This window comes from Streptomyces fradiae (assembly GCF_041270065.1).
Classification (GTDB): Bacteria; Actinomycetota; Actinomycetes; order Streptomycetales; family Streptomycetaceae; genus Streptomyces.
In genome coordinates, this window is record NZ_CP065958.1 from 1,117,409 (window position 1) to 1,135,564 (window position 18,156).

Below are 18,156 nucleotides of genomic sequence, written 5' to 3' on the forward strand. Positions count from 1 at the left end.
CTCACGCCGCCACCGCCGTCCGCTCGCGCAGCACCTCCCGGTAGTGGCCGATCAGTTCGTCGCCGATCGCCTCCCAGGTGCGCCGTTCGACGGCGGTACGACCCGCCCTCCCGTACGCGGCGCGGAGCGCGGGCGCTGCGGCCAGGGAGGCGACGGCGGTGCGGAGCGCGTTCGGGTCGGAGGGCGGGACGAGGAGGCCGGTCGTGCCGTGGTCGACGAGGTCGAGGGGGCCGCCGACGGCGGGCGCGACCACCGGAACGCCGCTGGCCATGGCCTCCTGGACGGTCTGGCAGAAGGTCTCGTACGGCCCGGTGTGGGCGAACACGTCGAGCGAGGCGAAGATCCGCGCCAGGTCGGCCCCGGTGCGGCGGCCGAGGAAGACGGCGCCGGGCAGGGCGGCGCGCAGGCCCGGTTCGCTGGGGCCGTCGCCGACCACCACGACCCGTACGCCGGGCAGTCCGCACACCCCGGCAAGCAGGTCGACGCGCTTCTCGGGGGCGAGCCGGCCCACGTAGCCGACGATCGTCCCGCCGGCGGGGGCGAGTTCGCGGCGCAGGGTCTCGTCGCGCAGCTCCGGGCGGAAGCGCCTGGTGTCGACGCCGCGCCCCCACAGGCGTATCCGGCCGATGCCGTGCGCTTCCAGGTCCGCCACGGCGGCCGTGGAGGGGGCGAGGGTGCGGTCGGCGGCGCCGTGCACGGTGCGCAGCCGGCGCCAGGCGGCGGACTCGCCGGCGCCCATGTAGGTGCGGGCGTAGCCGGCCAGGTCGGTCTGGTAGACGGCGACGGCGGGCAGGCCGAGCCGGGTCGCGGCGGTCATGCCGCGCACGCCGAGGACGAAGGGGCTGGCCAGGTGGACGAGGTCGGCCCGGTGCGCGGCGATGGCGGCGGCCACGCGGCGGCTGGGCAGGGCGACCCTTACCTGGGGGTAGCCGGGCAGCGGCAGGGAGGGGACGCGGACGACGGGACAGGGCGCGTCGGCGTCCGTTCCGGGGGCGGATGCGGGGACCGCGGGGGCGACCACGAGGGGGTCGTGGCCGCGGCGGACGAGGTGGCGGGCGGTCTGCAGGGCCGTGTGGGCCACGCCGTTGACATCGGGCGGGAAGGACTCGGTGACGATGACGACACGCATACCCGTGTTGTCGTCGGACCCGGCGTGTCCCCGTCAAAGTGGATCTGGACGGCCGGAAAACGTCCCATGAGCGTTTTCCCCGCCGGGTCGGTCGGGCGGGCCCGGCGCCCGCGCGGCCCCTGCGCCCGGCACGTACCGCCGGCGCGCACGCCTGCGCGTACCGCCGACCGGCACCGGCCCGAGGCCGCGCCGGCCCGGCGGCCCGCTGCCTTGTCGGCTCAGCAGCTCGGGCGGCTCAGCAGCTCAGCGGCCCGGAACGTCCGCGCGCCCCTGCGCCCGGCCGCCGGCCGCCCGCCGCCCGCACGCACGACGGGGGCGGCCCTCACCGGCCACCCCCGTCGTACTCGTCCCGTACCTCAGGTCCTCAGACCTGCAGGTCGAGGTCCGGTCCTATCCGGTTGCGCACCGCCGTCTGGACCTCCGCCTCCTCGGCGGGGTCGGCGGCGAGCCGGCGCAGCCGTTCGGCGACGCGCGCGTCGCCGGTCGCGGCGTGCTGGGCGGCGACCTCGCGGGTGGTCTCCTCACAGTCCCAGAGGCACTCGACGGCGAAGCCGGTGGGGAAGCCGGCGTCGGTGGCGGCGAGGGCCTGGGCGGTGCGGCCGCGCAGCTGGGAGGAGGAGGTCTCCCGGTAGACGTGGCGCAGCACGGGGGCGGCGCACACGATGCCGAGGCGGCCGGCGCCGTCGACCAGGGGGTAGAGGGCGGGCGCGTCGGGGCCCTGGGAGCGCACGGTCTCGCGGAGGGCGCCGAGGACGAGGGGGGAGTCCTCGGAGCCGCCGCGGCAGGCGAGCGTCCCGGCGGCGGCGGCGCCGAGCTCGTCGGGGCGGTGGATCCAGCCGCGGGCGCGGTCGACGGCGGCCTCGCCGCACATCCGGCCGTACGCGGCGACGGCGGCGTCCGCGACGGTGCGGGAGCCGTCGCCGACGGCGAGTTCGACGAGGTCGAGGACGGCGGGGTCCTGCGCCTCGGCGAGGTAGTGCAGGGCGGCGCAGCGGGCGCCGTCCGGGCCGCTGCGGGCAGCGTCGAGGATCGTCTCGCGGTCCTCGGGTCCGGCGACGGCGACCAGGCAGCGGGCGGCGGGCCCGTGCAGTTCGGCGCCGCGCTCGTGGCCCTCCTGGGCCCAGTCGAGGACGGCCCGCACGCTCCAGCCGGGCCGGGGGCCGGCCGGGCTGAGCTGGCGCTGCCAGCGGTCGAAGGAGCCCTGCTCGCGGGCGGCCGTGATGCGGGCGCCGACGGCGGGCCGCGGGTCCTCGGCCCACAGGCGCCAGGGCCGGGGCTCGTAGGCGTCGCGGACGGTGGCGGCCAGCTCGGCCTCGCCCTCGGGGGTGGCCGGGAAGCGGGCGAGCACGGGTTCGGCGAGGGCGCGCAGGCCCGCGTCGTCGTCGCGCAGCGCGAGCTCGTCCAGGGCCCAGGCCCAGTTGGCGCCGCCCGCCGCGTACCGCCGGAGCAGTGCGAGGGCGTCCCGGCGTCCGTAGGACGCGAGGTGGCCGAGGACGGCGAGCGCGAGCCCGGTCCGGGACTCCTCGGTGTCGAGGTGGTCCTCGGCTCCGAAGAGGTGCGCCTCGATCTCCTCAAGACCTCCGTGGAGGTCCAGGTAGAGCCGGGCGTAGTAGAGGGAGCGGTTCTCGACCCGCCAGTCGTGGCGGGGGTCGTCGAGCACGCAGTGGTTGAGGGCCGCGAGGGCCTCGGCGCGTGGCGCGGCGAGCGCGTGGAGGGTGCCGTCGCCGCGGCCCCTCTGCAGCAGACCGAGCAAGGTGCCGCTCGGCGCTATGACTGGATCGAACATGGAAGACGCCTCACATCAAGCTGTCGACACGACCGGGGGGATTCCCGGGATGAACCGGGGCAGGCTGTTCGCCTAGGCCGTGCGGCAACATGTCGGGCCGCCCGTCGTCCTGCGCTTGCCAGTGACCATCTTCCTCTGCCTCTCGTCGGTGGCCCCCTGCGGGCCCGACGTCATGATGACCCACCCATTTCGCCACCGCGACCACATTTACGGCGCCGTCTCACCTGGGGTTCAGCCCTCGTTCACCGATCCGGAGAAGAGCTCCAGGAGTTCCGTCTTCCCAAACATCCGCGCGGTATCCACAGCGGACGGAGTTCCTGCTTCCGGATTCGCGCCGCCGGCGAGCAGGGCGCGGATCACGGCGTCCTCGCCCTTGAAGACGGCTCCGGCCAGCGGGGTCTGGCCGCGGTCGTTGGCGCGGTCGGCGTCGGCGCCGCGGGCGAGCAGGGCGGTGACGGCCTCGGCGTGCCCGTGGTAGGCGGCGAGCATGACGAGCGAGTCGCCCTTCTCGTTGCAGAGGTTCGCCGGGACGCCCGCGTCGAGGTAGGCGGCGAGGGTCGCCGCGTCGCCCGTCCTGGCCAGGTCGAAGACCTTGCCGGCCAGTTCGACGACCTCGGGGTCCGGGGTCTCGTGCCCGCTCGGCTGCCCGCTTGGCTGCCCGCTCAGCTGCTCGCTCATGGTGGTGCCTGCCTCTCCTTGCCTCGGCCCGTCCCGCACGACGCGCCCTGCCTCGGCCCGTCCTGCACGACGTGCCCGACCACGCACGGCGACGGCGGCCGTACGAGTGAATCGACAGGGTACTGCCCGCCGGAGCACATGAGGGGCCCCGTCCGCGGCAAGGATGATCGCGGTCCGCCCCCGGACCGGTGCACTACCTCAGCGCGCGCGTTTCGCCACCCGGAGGGGCACCCGGCGTCGGCCGGTCAAGTGAAAACGCCCGGGATTCACCCGTATGCACCTTTAGTCACATAGATACTTGCTGTGAACCTGGAAGGACTCAAGGTGACTGTCCCCTCAACCAGGAGAACACCTCATGATCCTGTCCATCTCAGGCGTGGTCCTGCTCGGCATCATCTGCTTCCTGTTCTTCAAGAAGGACGGGCTCAAGGCCTCGCACGCGCTCGTCTGCGCGCTCTTCGGCTTCTATCTCGCCGGCACCGCGATCGCCCCCAGCATCACCGCCGGCGGCCAGAGCCTCGCCAGTCTCTTGGGCGGGATCAAGTTCTGACGTCCCCCAGCCCCTCCCACCTCCACCCCTTCAGGAGTACGACGTGGCCCGGCGCCCACTCCCCCGCATTCTGAGCAGCGGCAGCGCACAGCTCGCGCGCAGCCGAGAGATCGCGCGAACGGCCGCCGACAGCGCCACCGACGTGCTCCATCCGCTGATCACCCTCTCGCGTGGTCTGCGGAAGCTGGCCGCGACCGCGCGCGCCAAGTGGGCCGCGACCCCCAAGGAGCGGCGCGGTCCCACGCTGTTCCTGGTCGCGGCCTGCGTCCTGGTCGTCGCCCTCGTGCCGTACGGTCCGCTGCTCGCCCTCGTGGCGCTGATGGGCGCGGCCGCCTGGCAGGGACGTGAGCGCCCGGTCGTCAAGACCGGGCCGGACGACGCCGAGATCGCCCGGCTCAAGGGGCTCTACGAGGCCCTGGTGCCGTATCTGTCCCACCCGGAGGACCCCGAGCCGCTGTTCGCCCACGGCGGCGACTGGGCCGCCGTCTTCGGCGACCACGCCTTCGACGAGGACGGCCGGATCACCCGGCTGCGGATCTCCTACCCCCCTTACTTCACCGACGGCGAGCCGGCCGCCCGGGCCCGGATCGAGCAGCTGCTGCACGCCAAGTCGGGCCGGGGCCGCGAGTACCTCTTCGACTGGGACGAGGAGGGCAACCGGCTCACCATGCGCGTGCTGTCCCCGCTGCCCACCACGATCGCCGCCCAGCGCTTCGTGACGGTGCCGGGCGAGACGGTGCTCGGCTTCACCGACGCCGACGCGGTGCAGCGCACCGTGCCGGTGCGCGCCTCCGACGGCACCGAGGACGCCCCGGCCGTGGTGTGGCGCACCGGCCCCCGGTCCACCGAGCCGCACCTCCTCGCCGTCGGCCAGCCGGGCAGCGGCACCAGCTCCCTGCTGCGCTCGATCGCCCTCCAGGCGCTGCCGCACGGCGACGTCCTGGTGATCGAGGGCAGCGGCACCGGCGAGTACGCGTGCCTGGTCGGCCGGGACGGCGTGCTCGCCGTCGAATGCGGCCTGGCCGGCGCCCTGGCCAGCCTGGAGTGGGCCGCGCACGAGACCGAGCGGCGGCTGATCGCCGCGAACCGGGCCCGGCAGGCCGGTCAGCCGGCGCCCGAGGACACCCGCCGGCCGCTGTGGCTGCTGCTCGACCGGCCCAGCGTGCTCGGCCACCTGGCCGCCGCCGACGGCCGCCCCGATCCGCAGGACCTGCTCCAGGTGCCGCTGCGGCACGGCCGGGCCGCGTCGGTGACGGTCGTGGTCGCGGAGCAGTTCGACAGCGTGGAGGGGCTCGGCGAGACGGTACGGACGCACACCCGCGCCCGGATCGTGCTCGGGCCCGCCGCGCCGGACCAGGTCGCCGCGGTCCTGGGCACCGCCCCGCACACCACCCCGGTCCCGGACGTCCCGCCCGGCCGGGGATACGCCCGGCTCGGCGCCGGCCCGGTGCTGCGCCTGCAGGTGCCGGCGACCCCCGATCCGTACGACGACGCGACGAGCGAGGCGCACCGCCGGGCGGTCCTGGAGCTGCTGCCGGAGCGCCGTACGGCGACGGTCGCGGCGGTCGCTGCGGTCGAGACGGTGCCGGGCTCGGCTCCCGAGCCCGACCTGACGACGCAACTGGCGACGCACCCGGAGACGCAGCTGGACACCCACCTGGACACGGACACGGCGCCGACCGTGCGCAAGGAGCCGGGCACCGCGGCGTTCCCCTCCCCCGTGCCGGCGGAGGGCTGAGCAGCCGTCACAGGTACGCGAAGAGGGCGGCCGCACCCACCGGGGTGCGGCCGCCCTCTGCTGTCCGGGGATCTGTCCGGGGCCCTAGGCCACGAAGGACCGCGGGCCGGCCTCGCCGCCCGTGCCCGCGCCGGACTCGACCAGGCGGGCGGCGGCGGCGAGCCGGACGGCGGCCTCCTCGGCGACCGGGCCGCCGACGGTGAAGGGCAGCCGGACGTAGCCCTCGAAGGCGCCGTCCACGCCGAAGCGCGGGCCCGAGGGCACCCGGACGCCGACCCGTTCGCCGACCTCCGCGAGCCGCGAGCCGGACAGGCCGCCGGTGCGCACCCAGAGGGTGAGCCCGCCGCGCGGGACCTCGAACTCCCAGTCGGGCAGCTCCTTGCGGACGGCCGCCACGAGCGCGTCGCGGTTCTCCCGGGCCTGGGCGCGGCGCAGGCCGACGGCCTCCTCCCAGCCGCCGGTGCGCATCAGCCAGTTGACGCCCAGCTGCTCCAGGACCGGGGTGCCGAGGTCGGCGTAGGCGCGGGCGGCGACCAGGGAGCGGATGACGTCGGGCGCGGCCCGCACCCAGCCGATCCGCATGCCCGCCCAGAAGGCCTTGCTGGCGGAGCCGACGGTGAGGACGGTGGCGCCGGCCGGGTCGAAGGCGCAGACCCGCCGGGGCATGTCCAGGTCCTCGTCGAGGAAGAGCTCGGTCATCGTCTCGTCGACCACGAGCACAGTGCCGGCCGAGCGGGCGGCCTCGACGAGCTGCCGGCGCTGGTCCTCGTCGGCGAGGGCGCCGGTGGGGTTGTGGAAGTCGGCGACGACGTACGCGAGGCGCGGCGCGGCGTCGCGCAGCACCTGGCGCCAGCGGGGCAGGTCCCAGCCGCCGAGGCCCTCGGCCATGGCGACGGGCACGAGCCGGGCGCCGGCCTCGCGCATCAGCTGGAGGATGTTGGCGTACGAGGGGGACTCGACGGCGATCCGTTCGCCGCGCCCGGCGAAGAGGTGGCAGATCGCGTCGATGGCGCCCATCGCGCCGGTGGTGACCATGATCTGCTCGGGCATGGTGGGGATGCCGCGCTCGGTGTAGCGGTCGGCGAGCATCTGGCGCAGCGCGGGCAGCCCGGCCGGGTAGTCCCCGTGGGTGTGGGCGTACGGCGGCAGCTCCTCCAGGGCGCCCTGGATGGCGCGGGTGAGCCAGGGCTCGGGCGCGGGCAGCGCGGCGCAGCCGAGGTCGATCATGGAGCCGAGGGACTCCGGCGGCAGCGGCTCCAGACCGCGGGCGGGCAGCGGGTTGCCGGCCGGGACGGCGGTCCAGCTGCCGGCGCCGCGCCGGGACTCCAGGAAGCCCTCGGTGCGCAGCGCCTCGTAGGCGGCGGCGACGGTGGTGCGGCTGACGGTGAGGGCGAGGGCCAGTTCGCGTTCGGCGGGCAGCCTGGCGGCGACCGGGACCCGGCCCTCCAGGACCAGCAGCCGGATGCCGTCGGCGAGGGCGCGGTAGGCGGGCGGCTTGCGGGTGCCGGGGGCGGCGGGCCGGGGCTGCTGGGCCTGCAGTTGCCGGGCGAGCTGGGCCGGCCCCACGGCCGAGGTCCACTGGGCCATGGAAATCAGTCCACCTTCCGCGAATTGGCCATGGTTGGCATGTCGTCCCCCGCCACAGAGTGTCATGAGCCAGTCCACTTTCACCACCCAGGCTCCGTCCGAGCCGTCACACAAGGGGGCATTCCTTTGTCCGTCGCCTCCGGTCTCCGCGGCCGGCTGTCCCTCGCCTCCGGCCCCCGCGGCCGGCACCTCACCCGCCGGCTCGTCCAGCTCTACGCCGGTCTGGCGCTCTACGGCGTGAGCTCGGCGCTGCTCGTGCGCGGCGGGCTCGGTCTGGAGCCCTGGGGGGTGCTGCACCAGGGGCTCGCCGAGCGGACCGGGCTGACCATCGGTGTGGTGTCGATCATCGTGGGCGCGGTCGTGCTGCTGCTGTGGATCCCGATCCGGCAGAGGCCGGGCCTGGGCACGGTGTCGAACGTCTTCGTCATCGGCCTGGCGATGGACGGCACGCTGGCCCTGGTGCCGGAGATCGACGGGCTGCCGGCCGAGATCGCGCTGATGCTGCTCGGCATCGTGCTCAACGGCGTGGCCACCGGCCTCTACATCGCGGCCCGCTTCGGCCCGGGCCCGCGCGACGGCCTGATGACGGGTCTGCACCGGCTCACCGGCCGGTCGATCCGGCTCGTGCGGACGGCGATCGAGATCGCCGTCGTCGCCACCGGCTTCCTGCTCGGCGGCTCGGTCGGCGTCGGCACGGTGCTGTACGCGCTGGCCATCGGCCCCCTCGCCCAGTTCTTCCTGCGCTTCTTCGCCGTGCCCGGGGAGGGCTCCGGCAGCACTCCGGTCGCCTCGGGGACACCGGGGCAGGCCATACTGCGGCGGTGACTCGCGTACGCCACCCCTACCTCGACCACCCGGCTCCGCTGCTGCCCTTCGCCCACCGCGGCGGCACGGCGGACGGCCTGGAGAACACCGCGGCCGCCTTCCGGCGGGCCGCCGCGGCCGGATACCGGTACTTCGAGACCGATGTGCACACCACCGCCGACGGACGGCTCGTCGCCTTCCACGACGCGACCCTGGACCGGGTGACCGACACCGGGGGCCGGATCCGGGACCTGCCGTGGGCGGCGGTGGCCGAGGCCCGGGTCGCGGGCAAGGAGCCGCTGCCGCTCTTCGAGGACCTCCTGGAGGAGTTCCCGGAGGCCCGCTGGAACGTCGACATGAAGGCCGAGTCGGCGCTGGTCCCGCTGCTCGACCTGATCGGCCGGACCGACGCCTGGGACCGGGTCTGTGTGAGCTCCTTCACCGAGGCGCGGATCGCCCGGGCGCAGCAGCTGGCCGGACCGCGGCTCGCCACCTCGTACGGCATGACCGGCGTCGCCGCCCTGCGGCTGCGCTCCCTCGGCGTCCCCGTGCCGCTGCGCGCGGGCGCGGTCGCCGCCCAGGTCCCGGAGAGCCAGGCCGGCATCCCGGTGGTGGACCGCCGCTTCCTGCGCGAGGCGCACGCCCGCGGTCTGCAGGTGCACGTGTGGACGATCAACGAGCCGGAACGCATGCACGCCCTCCTGGACCTTGGCGTGGACGGCATCATGACCGATCATCTGGAGACGCTGCGGACCGTCCTCACCGACCGGGGACTGTGGGCCTGAGCGCTCAGCAGCACGCAGCACACACCAGAACGGGGCACCCCGTGGCGCCACGAGGCACCACGGGGACGAGCGAGGGGGCGCGGCCTTGACCGACGTCGACACTGACGGACAGCCGGACGGCCGGGCGGCCGACCCGGCCGAGCGGCGCCGGGAACAGCGCGGCTGGTACTTCTACGACTTCGCCTGCTCGGTCTACTCGACCAGCGTCCTCACCGTGTTCCTGGGGCCGTATCTGACCTCGGTGGCGAAGGCGGCGGCGGACCCGGAGGGCTTCGTGCACCCGCTGGGCATCCCCGTGCGGGCCGGTTCCCTCTTCGCGTACGCCGTCTCCGCGTCGATCGTCGTCGCGGTTCTGCTGATGCCGCTGGTCGGCGCGGCGGCGGACCGCACGGGCCGGAAGAAGCCGCTGCTCGCGGCCGCGGCGTACGTGGGCGCGGCGGCGACGACCGGGATGTTCTTCCTGGGCGGGGAGCGCTATCTGCTCGGCGCGTTCCTGCTGATCGTGGCGAACGCCTCGCTGTCGGTGTCGATGGTGCTCTACAACGCCTATCTGCCGCAGATCGCCGAGCCCGACGAGCGGGACGCGGTCTCCTCGCGCGGCTGGGCCTTCGGCTACACCTCCGGGGCCCTGGTCCTGGTGCTCAACCTGGTCGTGTACTCGGGGCACGAGTCCTTCGGTCTGTCGGAGGGCGCGGCGGTGCGGATCTGTCTGGCCTCGGCCGGACTGTGGTGGGGCGCCTTCACCCTGGTGCCGCTGCGCCGGCTGCGGGACCGGCGGGTGGAGCGGGCCGGCGGCGCGCCCGGCGAGGGCGCGGTGGGCAGCGGCTGGAAGCAGCTGCGGGCCACCCTGAAGGACATGCGGCGGCACCCGCTGACGCTGTCCTTCCTGCTGGCGTACCTCATCTACAACGACGGCGTGCAGACGGTGATCTCGCAGGCCTCGGTGTACGGCTCCGAGGAGCTGGGCCTGGACCAGACGACGCTCATCACGGCGGTGCTGCTCGTCCAGGTGCTGGCGGTGGCGGGGGCGCTCGGGATGGGCCGGATGGCCCGCTCGTACGGCGCGAAGCGCACGATCCTCGGCTCGCTCGCGGTGTGGACGCTGATCCTGGCGGCGGGCTACTTCCTGCCGGCCGGCGCGCCGGTCTTCTTCTACTGCCTGGCGGCGGCGATCGGCCTGGTCCTGGGCGGCAGCCAGGCGCTGTCGCGCTCGCTGTTCTCGCATCTGGTGCCGCGCGGCAAGGAGGCGGAGTACTTCTCCGCGTACGAGATGAGCGACCGCGGGCTCAGCTGGCTGGGGCCATTGGTGTTCGGTCTCGCGTATCAGCTGACCGGAAGCTATCGGGATGCCATCATCTCCCTGGTGATCTTCTTCGCGATCGGCTTCGTGCTCCTGGCGCGGGTGCCGGTTCGGGCCGCGGTGGCGGCCGCGGGCAATCCCGTTCCGGCCCGGATTTAGACGCGGGAGTGAAAGGGCGGTAGTGTACGCGTTTGGCCTGCCAGGCGGACCGTTACTGCGTACTGACTTGGTGAAGACGTTGAGTGACATCTCATGCCAGATGTGACAAAACGGGCACTGGTGGGTACAAAAAGGGGCGGCACGACGGGCGACGCATGACCCGGAACGGGAATCTTTACCGCCGACCGGACGTTGACCGGATGACGACGACAGCGACACCTGTCCTGTGGGCGACAAGCCCGGGAGGCACGATTCATGAGTGAGCGAGCTCTTCGCGGCACGCGCCTCGTGGTGACCAGCTACGAGACCGACCGCGGCATCGATCTGGCCCCGCGCCAGGCGGTGGAGTACGCATGCGAGAAGGGCCATCGTTTCGAGATGCCCTTCTCGGTCGAGGCGGAGATTCCGCCGGAGTGGGAGTGCAAGGTCTGCGGAAGCCAGGCGCTCCTGGTGGACGGGGACGGCCCCGAGGAGAAGAAGGGCAAGCCTGCGCGTACGCACTGGGACATGCTCATGGAGCGGCGCACCCGCGAGGAGCTGGAGGAGGTGCTGGCCGAGCGGCTGGCGGTCCTTCGGTCCGGCGCCATGAACATCGCCGTGCATCCGCGCGACAGCCGCAAGTCCGCCTGACGGACACCAGGCCGGTGGCACGGCCATGAGAGATACGCCGAGGGGCCCGGTACACGATGTCGTGTACCGGGCCCCTCGGCGTTCGCCTACGAGCGCCTACGAGCCCCGGGCGGGTCAGGGCATCAGGGGCGGGCGGGGCTCCTGGGGCCGCGACGAGCCCTGGGGCGCGTCCTCGCGGATGACCTCGCCCTGGACGACCTTTCCGTCGGGGCGGCGCATCCGGGCCTGCTGGAAGGCGTCCTGGAGGCTGCCGGGCGGCGCGGCGCTCATCCGGCGCTCCACGGTCCGCTCCGCGTACCGCCCGACGGCCGTGCGCACCTGCGGGATCAGCAGGAGCAGGCCGAGCGCGTCGGAGATCAGGCCGGGGATCATCAGGAGCAGTCCGCCGAGCATGAGGAAGCCGTTGCGGTCCTCGGCGGCGGCCCGGTCGGGCGCCTGGGGCGCCTCGCCGCGCTGGACCGCCTCCTGGGCGCGCTGGAAGGTGCCGGTGAGGTTGGCGAAGGCCCGCCGGCCGGCCCGCTTGATGACGGTGCCGCCGAGCACGGCGCCGGCCACCAGGAGCAGGAACACGGTGAACCCCCCCACCGCGTCCGCCACGACGGTGAGCAGCCAGATCTCCAGGACCAGCCAGACGGCGAGGCCCAGCGGGAGGAAGGTGCGGGCGCGGGAGCGCCGGGGGGCGTGGGCGGGAGAGGTCGGTGCGCCGGTCGTCATGGACCCCAGTGTGCCTGGCGGCCCGCAGGAACGTCGTAAAGGAGAGATCAGGGCCTGAAAGGGGCGATCAGGGCTTGCGGCCGAGCAGCTTGCCGACCTTCTCGGCCCGGGCGCTCAGGCCCCATCCGGTGACCCGCCACAGCGCCTCGACGACGATGTTCCGGCTCATCTTGGAGTCGCCGATCTCCCGCTCGACGAAGGTGATGGGCACCTCGACGACATGGAAGCCGGCGGCGACGGCGCGGCGCGCCAGGTCGACCTGGAAGCAGTAGCCGGCCGAGGCTACGTCGTCCAGGCCGAGGCCGAGCAGGGTCTCCTTGCGGAAGGCCCGGTAGCCGCCGGTGACGTCGCGGATCGGCACGTCGAGCATGAGCCGGGAGTAGAGGCTGCCGCCGCGCGAGATGAACTCGCGGGACTTGGGCCAGTTCACGATCCGGCCGCCGGGCACCCAGCGGGAGCCGAGCACCAGGTCGGCGCCCTTGAGGGCGGTGAGCAGCCGGGGCAGCTCCTCGGGCTGGTGGGAGCCGTCGGCGTCCATCTCGACCAGGACGTCGTAGCCGTGCTCCATGCCCCAGCGGAAGCCCGCGAGGTAGGCGGCGCCGAGCCCTTCCTTGCCCTTGCGGTGCAGGACGTGGACGTGGTCGTCCTCGGCCGCGATCTCGTCGGCGAACTTGCCCGTGCCGTCGGGGCTGTTGTCGTCGGCGACGAGTACGTGCGCCTCCGGTACGGCCTCCCGTACGCGCGCGACGATCGGCTTGATGTTCTCCGCCTCGTTGTAGGTCGGGATGATCACCAAGGCCTCGCCGAGCGGGCCGTAACGCCTCTGGCCACCGTCGTTCACTACTGCCCCTTCGGATACATACGCGAGCCCCCACCATAGCGAGCGATGCGCACGGGGTGCGGGATCGGGGCCCGGCGTCCTTCGGGCCGACCCGGGATCCGCTGGCTGCGGATCGACCGAGGCCGTTGTCTACTGAACGCCGGGGCCCCACCCGGGTCGCACCCTCCGCCGGAAAAACCTTCCCTCGCCCCCGAGGCGCGGGCGGCGTTCGGTGCCTGCGTGGAGGTTTGAAACCGGTCGGACGTCCTTGGTGGACGCGCCGAACCTACCGGCCGGTCCCCGCCCGCTGTCAACACCCGTTTGACCTGCGGTGATGAACCGTCTCTGCAGGCGGTCCAGGAAGATCCGCAGGTCGCGGGCGAGCCCGGCTGGGTTCGAGCGGCGGTACGAAATGTCCTTACGTCACACGTTCGGCCGTACGAACACGGTCTGTCCGGACACCACCGTCTCCAGGCAGACCGGAAGATCGCCACCGGGGGACAGATCGGGCAGTCCGGGCGTTCCGGAGCGCGGGTCGGTCGACCAGCGGGCCACCCGGTCGTCCGGCGCCTGCACCACCAGTTCGCCGGTCCGCCAGATCGCGTAGTCCGCCGGGGCGCCCGGCACCAGGGTGCCGGCGTCGTCGCGGCCGACCGCGCGCCAGCCGCCGCGGGTGTGCGCGGTGAAGGCGGCCCGCACCGAGACCCGGTGCTCGGGCGTGCGGTGGAAGGCGGCGGCCCGCACGGTCCCCCACGGGTCCAGCGGGGTGACCGGACTGTCGGAGCCGAAGGCGAGCGGCACACCGGCCCGCAGCAGCGCCGCGTACGGGTTGAGGCCGCGGGCCCGCTCGACGCCGAGGCGGTCGGCGTACATGCCCTGCTCGCCGCCCCAGTACGCGTCGAAGGCCGGCTGCACCGAGGCGGTCAGGCCGAGCTCGGCGAAGGCGGCGATCGACTCGGGGCTGATCATCTCGGCGTGCTCGACGCGGTGCCGGGCGGCCCGGATCCGGGCCAGGCCGAGCTTCTCGGCGGCCGTCCGGACGCCTTCGACGACCGCGTCCACGGCGGCGTCGCCGATGGCGTGGAAGCCGCCCTGGAGGCCGGCCTCGGTGCAGGCCACGATGTGGGCGGCGACGGCGGCCGCGTCCAGGTGGGCGGTGCCGGTGTGCCCGGCGCCCGCGTGGTCGGCGTACGGGTCGTGCAGACAGGCGGTGTGCGAGCCGAGGGAGCCGTCGGCGAACAGGTCGCCGGCCGCGCCGAGGGCACCGAGACCGCGGGCCCGCTCGACGTCCAGGTCGGCCCAGTAGCCGACGATCCGCGGGCCGGGCTCGCTGCGGGCCAGGTCGAGCAGACCGGTGAAGTCCTCCTCGGAGGAGATCTCCGGTCCGCCGCACTCGTGCAGGGTGCCGATGCCGAGCGAGGCGGCGTGCTCCCGGGCGGCCCGCTGGGCCTCGGTGCGCTGGCGCGGCGACAGGGCGGCGTAGGCGGCGGACCGTACGGCGTGGTGGGCGTCGCCGGTGAGCGGCTGCTGCCCGTCGTGGAAGCCGTCGAGCGCGCGGACGCCCGGCACCAGGTCGAGCAGCGCGGTGGTGACGACGGCCGAGTGGACGTCGATCCGGGTGAGGTAGAGCGGCCGGCCGCCGGTGAGCTCGTCGAGCTCGGCGCGGGTGAGCGGGCGGCGCTCCGGCCAGCGGGCGGCGTCCCAGCCGTGCCCGATGAGGATCCGGTCGGCGGGGCGGGCCTCGGCGTAGCCGCGGATTCGCTGGGCGGCCTCGGCGAGCGAGCCGGCGGCGGACAGGTCGAGGCCGGTCAGCGCGAGGCCGGTGGCGGTGGTGTGCACATGGGCGTCGACGAACGCGGGGGTGACGAGCGCGCCGTCCAGGTCGACCACGTCGTCCACGCCGGCGACGAAGGCGTCGGCCGCGCCCTCCGAGCCGACCCAGGCGACGTGCCCGCGCTCCACCACCATGGCGGTGGCGAAGGGGTCGGCGGGGCTGTGGACTTCTCCACCGCGCAGCAGCACGGTGCGGTGTTCGTTCGCGCTCATCCCACCAGGCTAGGACCTACGGAGACCCGGTTTGTCCCCCGGGCCCCGGGGACGTTCTAGATACGGGGCGGGCGGGCCTCGTACGGGGTGGAGAGCACGACCGTGGTGCGGCTGGAGACATGGGCCTGGGAGCGGATGCGGCTGAGCAGGTGCTCCAGCTCCAGCGGGGTGGCGACGCGCACCTTGAGGATGTAGTTCTCCTCGCCGGCGACGCTGTGGCAGGCCTCGATCTCGGGGATGTCGGCGAGCCGGTCGGGGGTGTCGTCGGGGGCGCTGGGGTCGAAGGGTTTCACCGAGATGAAGGCGGTGAGCGGCAGACCGACGGCCTCCGGGTCGACGACGGCGGCATAGCCGCGGATGACACCGCGCTGCTCGAGGCGGCGGACGCGCTGATGCACAGCCGAGGTGGACAGGCCGGTGGCCTTGCCCAGGTCGGTGTAGCTCATGCGCCCGTCCTTGACGAGCAACTCGACGATCTGACGATCCAGCTCCTCCATGCGGTGACCCTATTGCCCCGGCGGGACCGGGGCACAGCCGGGGGCGGTCCGTATGCCGGTGTTCGCCGGTGTTCGGGGCATCCGGGAGGCACCTGCGAGCGGCATGTGACGAACGCCACAGGCATCTCGGGGTCTGGGGCGTGACCTCACGGTTATGCGGCGGGCCGCATGGGAATTGCTTGCTGTGGTCGAGGCCACTCAGATCCGGCCGACCCGTCCGAGGGGGAGATTCTCCATGCAGGAGCCTGTTGATTCCGTCGACACCGTCGACGAGCTCGACGCGTACGACACCTTTGAGATGTACCGGGTGATCTGCCCGGACTGCGAGCAGCCGATCGCGCTGCTCGCGGACGAGGACGTCCTGCCGGAGCACGCGCTCTGCCCGACGCCGTGGAACCCCTTCGTGCTCACGGTCTGCTCCGGCACCGGCCGCGCCGCCGCCGAGGCGGGCGCCGCCGACGACACCCTGGAGGTCCAGGAGCAGGACACCGCCCTGCTCCTGACGCTGCCTCAGGGCCTCGACTGGCGGATGCAGCCGTTCTCGCACGTGGGCGGACCGGGCTCGCGCCCGATCAAGCCGGCCCAGCTGCGCCGCGCGGCCTGAGCCCGTCCGGGCCCGGGGCCCTCACCAGTAGCGTCCCTGCACCATGGCCGCGAGCGTGGCGTGGTGCAGGATCAGCCCATCCGGATTCTCCGGGACGTCCACTTCGCCGAAGTACGCCTGCCGGTACGCGATCCTGAGCATCACGATCGCGTGCCGCAGCGCCGCGTACAGGGTGTGGAACTCCATGTCCCGGGGTGTGTGGCCGGTGAGTTCGGCGTACCGGCGCTCGATCGCGTCGCGGCGCAGGAAGTCCGGCAGGCCGGGCTGGCCGAAGCTCACGGTCAGGTCCTGGAAGAAGCGGTGCAGATAGACCGTCCAGCCGAGGTCGACCTCGCGCGGGGCGCAGGCCGCCATCTCCCAGTCGAGCACGGCGGCGGGCTCGAAGGCGTCGTAGACGATGTTCCCGATCCGGGCGTCGCCCCAGTTGAGCACCGCAGGGCCCTCGTCGGCCGGCCAGTGCGCCTCCAGCCAGTCGAAGGCCGACTCGATCAGCGGCGAGGGCGCGAGTCCGTCCACCACCCAGGCGTAGTAGGCGCGTTGGGCGTCGACGTGCCGCCGCAGCGGGCTGCCGGTCCCCGCGGGCAGCAGGAACTCCGCCTGCTGCGCGGGGAACTGGTCGTGCAGCCGGGCCAGGACGGCGACCGACGCGGCCTCCAGGCGGGCGCGTTCGGCGTCGCTCGCCGCGTGCAGCCAGTTCCCCTCGTACGTGTAGGGCATGACGTCCGGCGGGACCCTGCCCTCGGCGCAGGCCATCACGAAGAACGGCGCGCCCAGCGGCCCCGGGTCCTCCTCCAGCCACAGCACGCGCGGCACCGGCACGTCGGTGTGCGCGCCGACGAGCCGCATCACCCGGTGCTGCCGGGCCATGTCGTAGACGGGGAAGACGGTGTACGCGGCGGGGTCGGCGGCCAGCCGCAGGGCGCAGCCCCGTACCGGCGCGTCCGGGTGCTCCAGGTCGAAGAGCAGGGTCTCGCTGGACATCCCGTTGGAGCCGGGCACGGCGAGGCCGGTGACCCGGGCGCCGGGCAGCCGCCCGTCGAGCCATCCGGCGAGCCGGCGGCCCAGCTCCTCGGGGTCGCGGGTGGAGGTACGGGGACGGGGTGCCGATGTCATGAGGGACCCTTCTCTTTGAGGGCTCGGTTCACTCGCCGGTTGTGCGGGGCGTTCAACGGGCGATTGACGTGTGGTCGGCGAAGCCGCTCGGGTCGTGGCGGCCGAAGGAGCCGTGTTCGAAGATGCCGTAGCCGGTCTGCCCTTCGAGGGTGAAGCGGGCGGCGTGGTCGGTGACGCCGTAGGCGGCCAGGGGGTGGGCGGCGGGGTCGGAGAGGTCGTAGACCCGGCGGTCGGTCCAGTCGCGGCCCTGCCAGCTGCCGTGCTGCCAGTCGGGGGCGGGCGGATAGCCGGCGCCGACGGCGAGCGGGGAGGAGGCGAGGATCTCGACGCCGGCCTCCAGGGGCTTGCCGGCCGGGTCGGTGAGGTGCACGACGGCCCGTTCGGGGTCGCGGGTGCCGGGCCGGTAGGTGATGTCGGTGCGGGGCCAGCCGAGTTGGGTGTCGCGGTGCCCGTCGCGTACGAGCAGGGCCTCGTTGAGGGTGCGGTAGCCGTCGGCGTCCTCCTGCACCACGACCATGACGAAGCGGTCCTCGAAGCGCATCGGGATCCAGAGCCAGTGGAAGCCCTCGGGGCGGAACTCCTCGGCGCGGCCCGGCTCTTCGCCGGGCAGCGGGCGCACGCCCCAGCTGCGGTCGCGGGTGCCGGTCCACTCCCCCGCCGTGACGGCGAACTCCTCGCCGCCGGCGCGGATCACGCCCGCGCAGTGCCCGGCCTGGACGAAGCGGCGGCCCTCCAGGGTGAGCCGGTCGCCGCGCCGCTGGGTGTGGTGCGGCTCCCAGACGGCCGGGAAGTCGCCGGTCCAGGTGAGGTCGAAGGAGAGCCCGTCGGGGTCGGCGGGATCGGGGTCGCAGTGCAGGGAGAGCCGCTTGAGCGGTTCGTCGACGGTGATGGTCAGCGGGCCGACGGAGAGGTTCATCCGGTCCTCGCCGAGGGCGTCGGAGGCGCGGACCGCGTGCAGCCGGTCCCCGGTGCGCAGGGTCGCGTAGGCGTCGACCACCCCGGTGTTGGGGTAGACGCCGAGCCCGGCGATGAGCAGGGCGCGTCCCTGGTGGTCGAAGACGTGGAAGATGCACCGGTCGTAGGCGTTCCGGTCGCCGCTGACGTGGTGCTTCATGGAGAGCGGTGCCTGGTGCACGGGGTATTCGTCGAGCGGGACGGGCCGGTCGTCTGACACGTGTGACCTCCTCGGCGGCGATGGAGATCTGACGGTACGTCA

At 73.9% G+C, this 18,156-nt stretch carries 17 protein-coding genes; 7 read left to right on the forward strand and 10 right to left on the reverse strand.

The genetic code is table 11. The features are described 5' to 3' along the window. Position 1 precedes the first annotated feature (1 nt). From JAO84_RS04940 to JAO84_RS04950, 3 genes are all read right to left on the reverse strand, one after another. Positions 2-1,129 carry a glycosyltransferase family 4 protein gene (locus JAO84_RS04940; protein WP_370410735.1) on the reverse strand — a complete coding sequence of 376 codons (1,128 nt, stop codon included), beginning with the start codon at positions 1,127-1,129 and terminating at the stop codon, positions 2-4. Positions 1,130-1,493: 364 nt separating this feature from the next. After that, a complete protein-coding gene (locus JAO84_RS04945; RefSeq protein ID WP_370410737.1) occupies positions 1,494-2,915 on the reverse strand; it encodes a HEAT repeat domain-containing protein in 1,422 nt (473 codons plus the stop codon). A gap of 231 nt (positions 2,916-3,146) precedes the next feature. Beyond that, positions 3,147-3,593 carry an ankyrin repeat domain-containing protein gene (locus JAO84_RS04950; RefSeq protein WP_370410739.1) on the reverse strand — a complete coding sequence of 149 codons (447 nt, stop codon included), beginning with the start codon at positions 3,591-3,593 and terminating at the stop codon, positions 3,147-3,149. A 355-nt stretch (positions 3,594-3,948) separates the two neighbouring features. On the opposite strand from JAO84_RS04950, the gene JAO84_RS04955 reads away from it, so the two are divergent. Then, positions 3,949-4,143 carry a hypothetical protein gene (locus JAO84_RS04955; RefSeq protein WP_128976945.1) on the forward strand — a complete coding sequence of 65 codons (195 nt, stop codon included), beginning with the start codon at positions 3,949-3,951 and terminating at the stop codon, positions 4,141-4,143. A gap of 43 nt (positions 4,144-4,186) precedes the next feature. Beyond that, entirely contained in the window at positions 4,187-5,881 is a 1,695-nt protein-coding gene (locus JAO84_RS04960) for a hypothetical protein (protein ID WP_370410741.1), read from the forward strand. An 84-nt stretch (positions 5,882-5,965) separates the two neighbouring features. On the opposite strand, the gene JAO84_RS04965 is transcribed toward JAO84_RS04960, so the two are convergent. Then, on the reverse strand, positions 5,966-7,468 hold the full coding sequence (locus tag JAO84_RS04965) for a PLP-dependent aminotransferase family protein (RefSeq protein ID WP_370410743.1): 1,503 nt from the start codon (positions 7,466-7,468) through the stop codon (positions 5,966-5,968). Between the two features lie 156 nt (positions 7,469-7,624). Between JAO84_RS04965 and JAO84_RS04970 the strand changes: the two genes are divergently transcribed. From JAO84_RS04970 to JAO84_RS04985, 4 genes are all read left to right on the forward strand, one after another. After that, on the forward strand, positions 7,625-8,293 hold the full coding sequence (locus JAO84_RS04970; protein WP_370416663.1) for a YitT family protein: 669 nt from the start codon (positions 7,625-7,627) through the stop codon (positions 8,291-8,293). Then, positions 8,290-9,057: a glycerophosphodiester phosphodiesterase gene (locus JAO84_RS04975; protein WP_370410745.1), complete on the forward strand. Its 768-nt coding sequence runs from the start codon at positions 8,290-8,292 to the stop codon at positions 9,055-9,057. Before JAO84_RS04970 ends, JAO84_RS04975 begins: the two co-directional genes overlap by 4 nt. An 85-nt stretch (positions 9,058-9,142) precedes the next feature. After that, positions 9,143-10,516, forward strand: coding sequence for an MFS transporter (locus JAO84_RS04980; RefSeq protein ID WP_370410747.1), 1,374 nt, complete (start codon positions 9,143-9,145; stop codon positions 10,514-10,516). 255 nt (positions 10,517-10,771) lie between these two features. Beyond that, positions 10,772-11,146, forward strand: coding sequence for an RNA polymerase-binding protein RbpA (locus JAO84_RS04985; protein WP_026278069.1), 375 nt, complete (start codon positions 10,772-10,774; stop codon positions 11,144-11,146). A 114-nt stretch (positions 11,147-11,260) separates the two neighbouring features. On the opposite strand, the gene fxsA is transcribed toward JAO84_RS04985, so the two are convergent. From fxsA to JAO84_RS05005, 4 genes are all read right to left on the reverse strand, one after another. Continuing rightward, positions 11,261-11,860 carry an FxsA family membrane protein gene (gene fxsA / locus JAO84_RS04990; RefSeq protein WP_370410750.1) on the reverse strand — a complete coding sequence of 200 codons (600 nt, stop codon included), beginning with the start codon at positions 11,858-11,860 and terminating at the stop codon, positions 11,261-11,263. A 67-nt stretch (positions 11,861-11,927) separates the two neighbouring features. Beyond that, positions 11,928-12,701 carry a polyprenol monophosphomannose synthase gene (locus JAO84_RS04995; RefSeq protein WP_370410752.1) on the reverse strand — a complete coding sequence of 258 codons (774 nt, stop codon included), beginning with the start codon at positions 12,699-12,701 and terminating at the stop codon, positions 11,928-11,930. A gap of 402 nt (positions 12,702-13,103) precedes the next feature. Next, the gene (locus JAO84_RS05000) at positions 13,104-14,726 is read right to left on the reverse strand and encodes an amidohydrolase (protein WP_370410754.1); all 1,623 of its coding nucleotides are present in this window, start codon (positions 14,724-14,726) and stop codon (positions 13,104-13,106) included. Between the two features lie 56 nt (positions 14,727-14,782). Continuing rightward, positions 14,783-15,223, reverse strand: a complete 441-nt coding sequence (locus tag JAO84_RS05005; RefSeq protein ID WP_189976755.1) for an Lrp/AsnC family transcriptional regulator — start codon at positions 15,221-15,223, stop codon at positions 14,783-14,785. Positions 15,224-15,458: 235 nt separating this feature from the next. Here JAO84_RS05005 and JAO84_RS05010 point away from each other — a divergent pair, with 235 nt between their 5' ends. Then, a complete protein-coding gene (locus JAO84_RS05010; RefSeq protein WP_265867084.1) occupies positions 15,459-15,827 on the forward strand; it encodes a hypothetical protein in 369 nt (122 codons plus the stop codon). A gap of 21 nt (positions 15,828-15,848) precedes the next feature. On the opposite strand, the gene JAO84_RS05015 is transcribed toward JAO84_RS05010, so the two are convergent. Together JAO84_RS05015 and JAO84_RS05020 are read right to left on the reverse strand one after the other, a co-directional pair. Next, positions 15,849-16,940: a phosphotransferase family protein gene (locus tag JAO84_RS05015; protein ID WP_370410756.1), complete on the reverse strand. Its 1,092-nt coding sequence runs from the start codon at positions 16,938-16,940 to the stop codon at positions 15,849-15,851. Positions 16,941-16,992: 52 nt separating this feature from the next. Further along, a complete protein-coding gene (locus tag JAO84_RS05020; protein WP_370410758.1) occupies positions 16,993-18,114 on the reverse strand; it encodes a hypothetical protein in 1,122 nt (373 codons plus the stop codon). Positions 18,115-18,156: the final 42 nt, after the last annotated feature.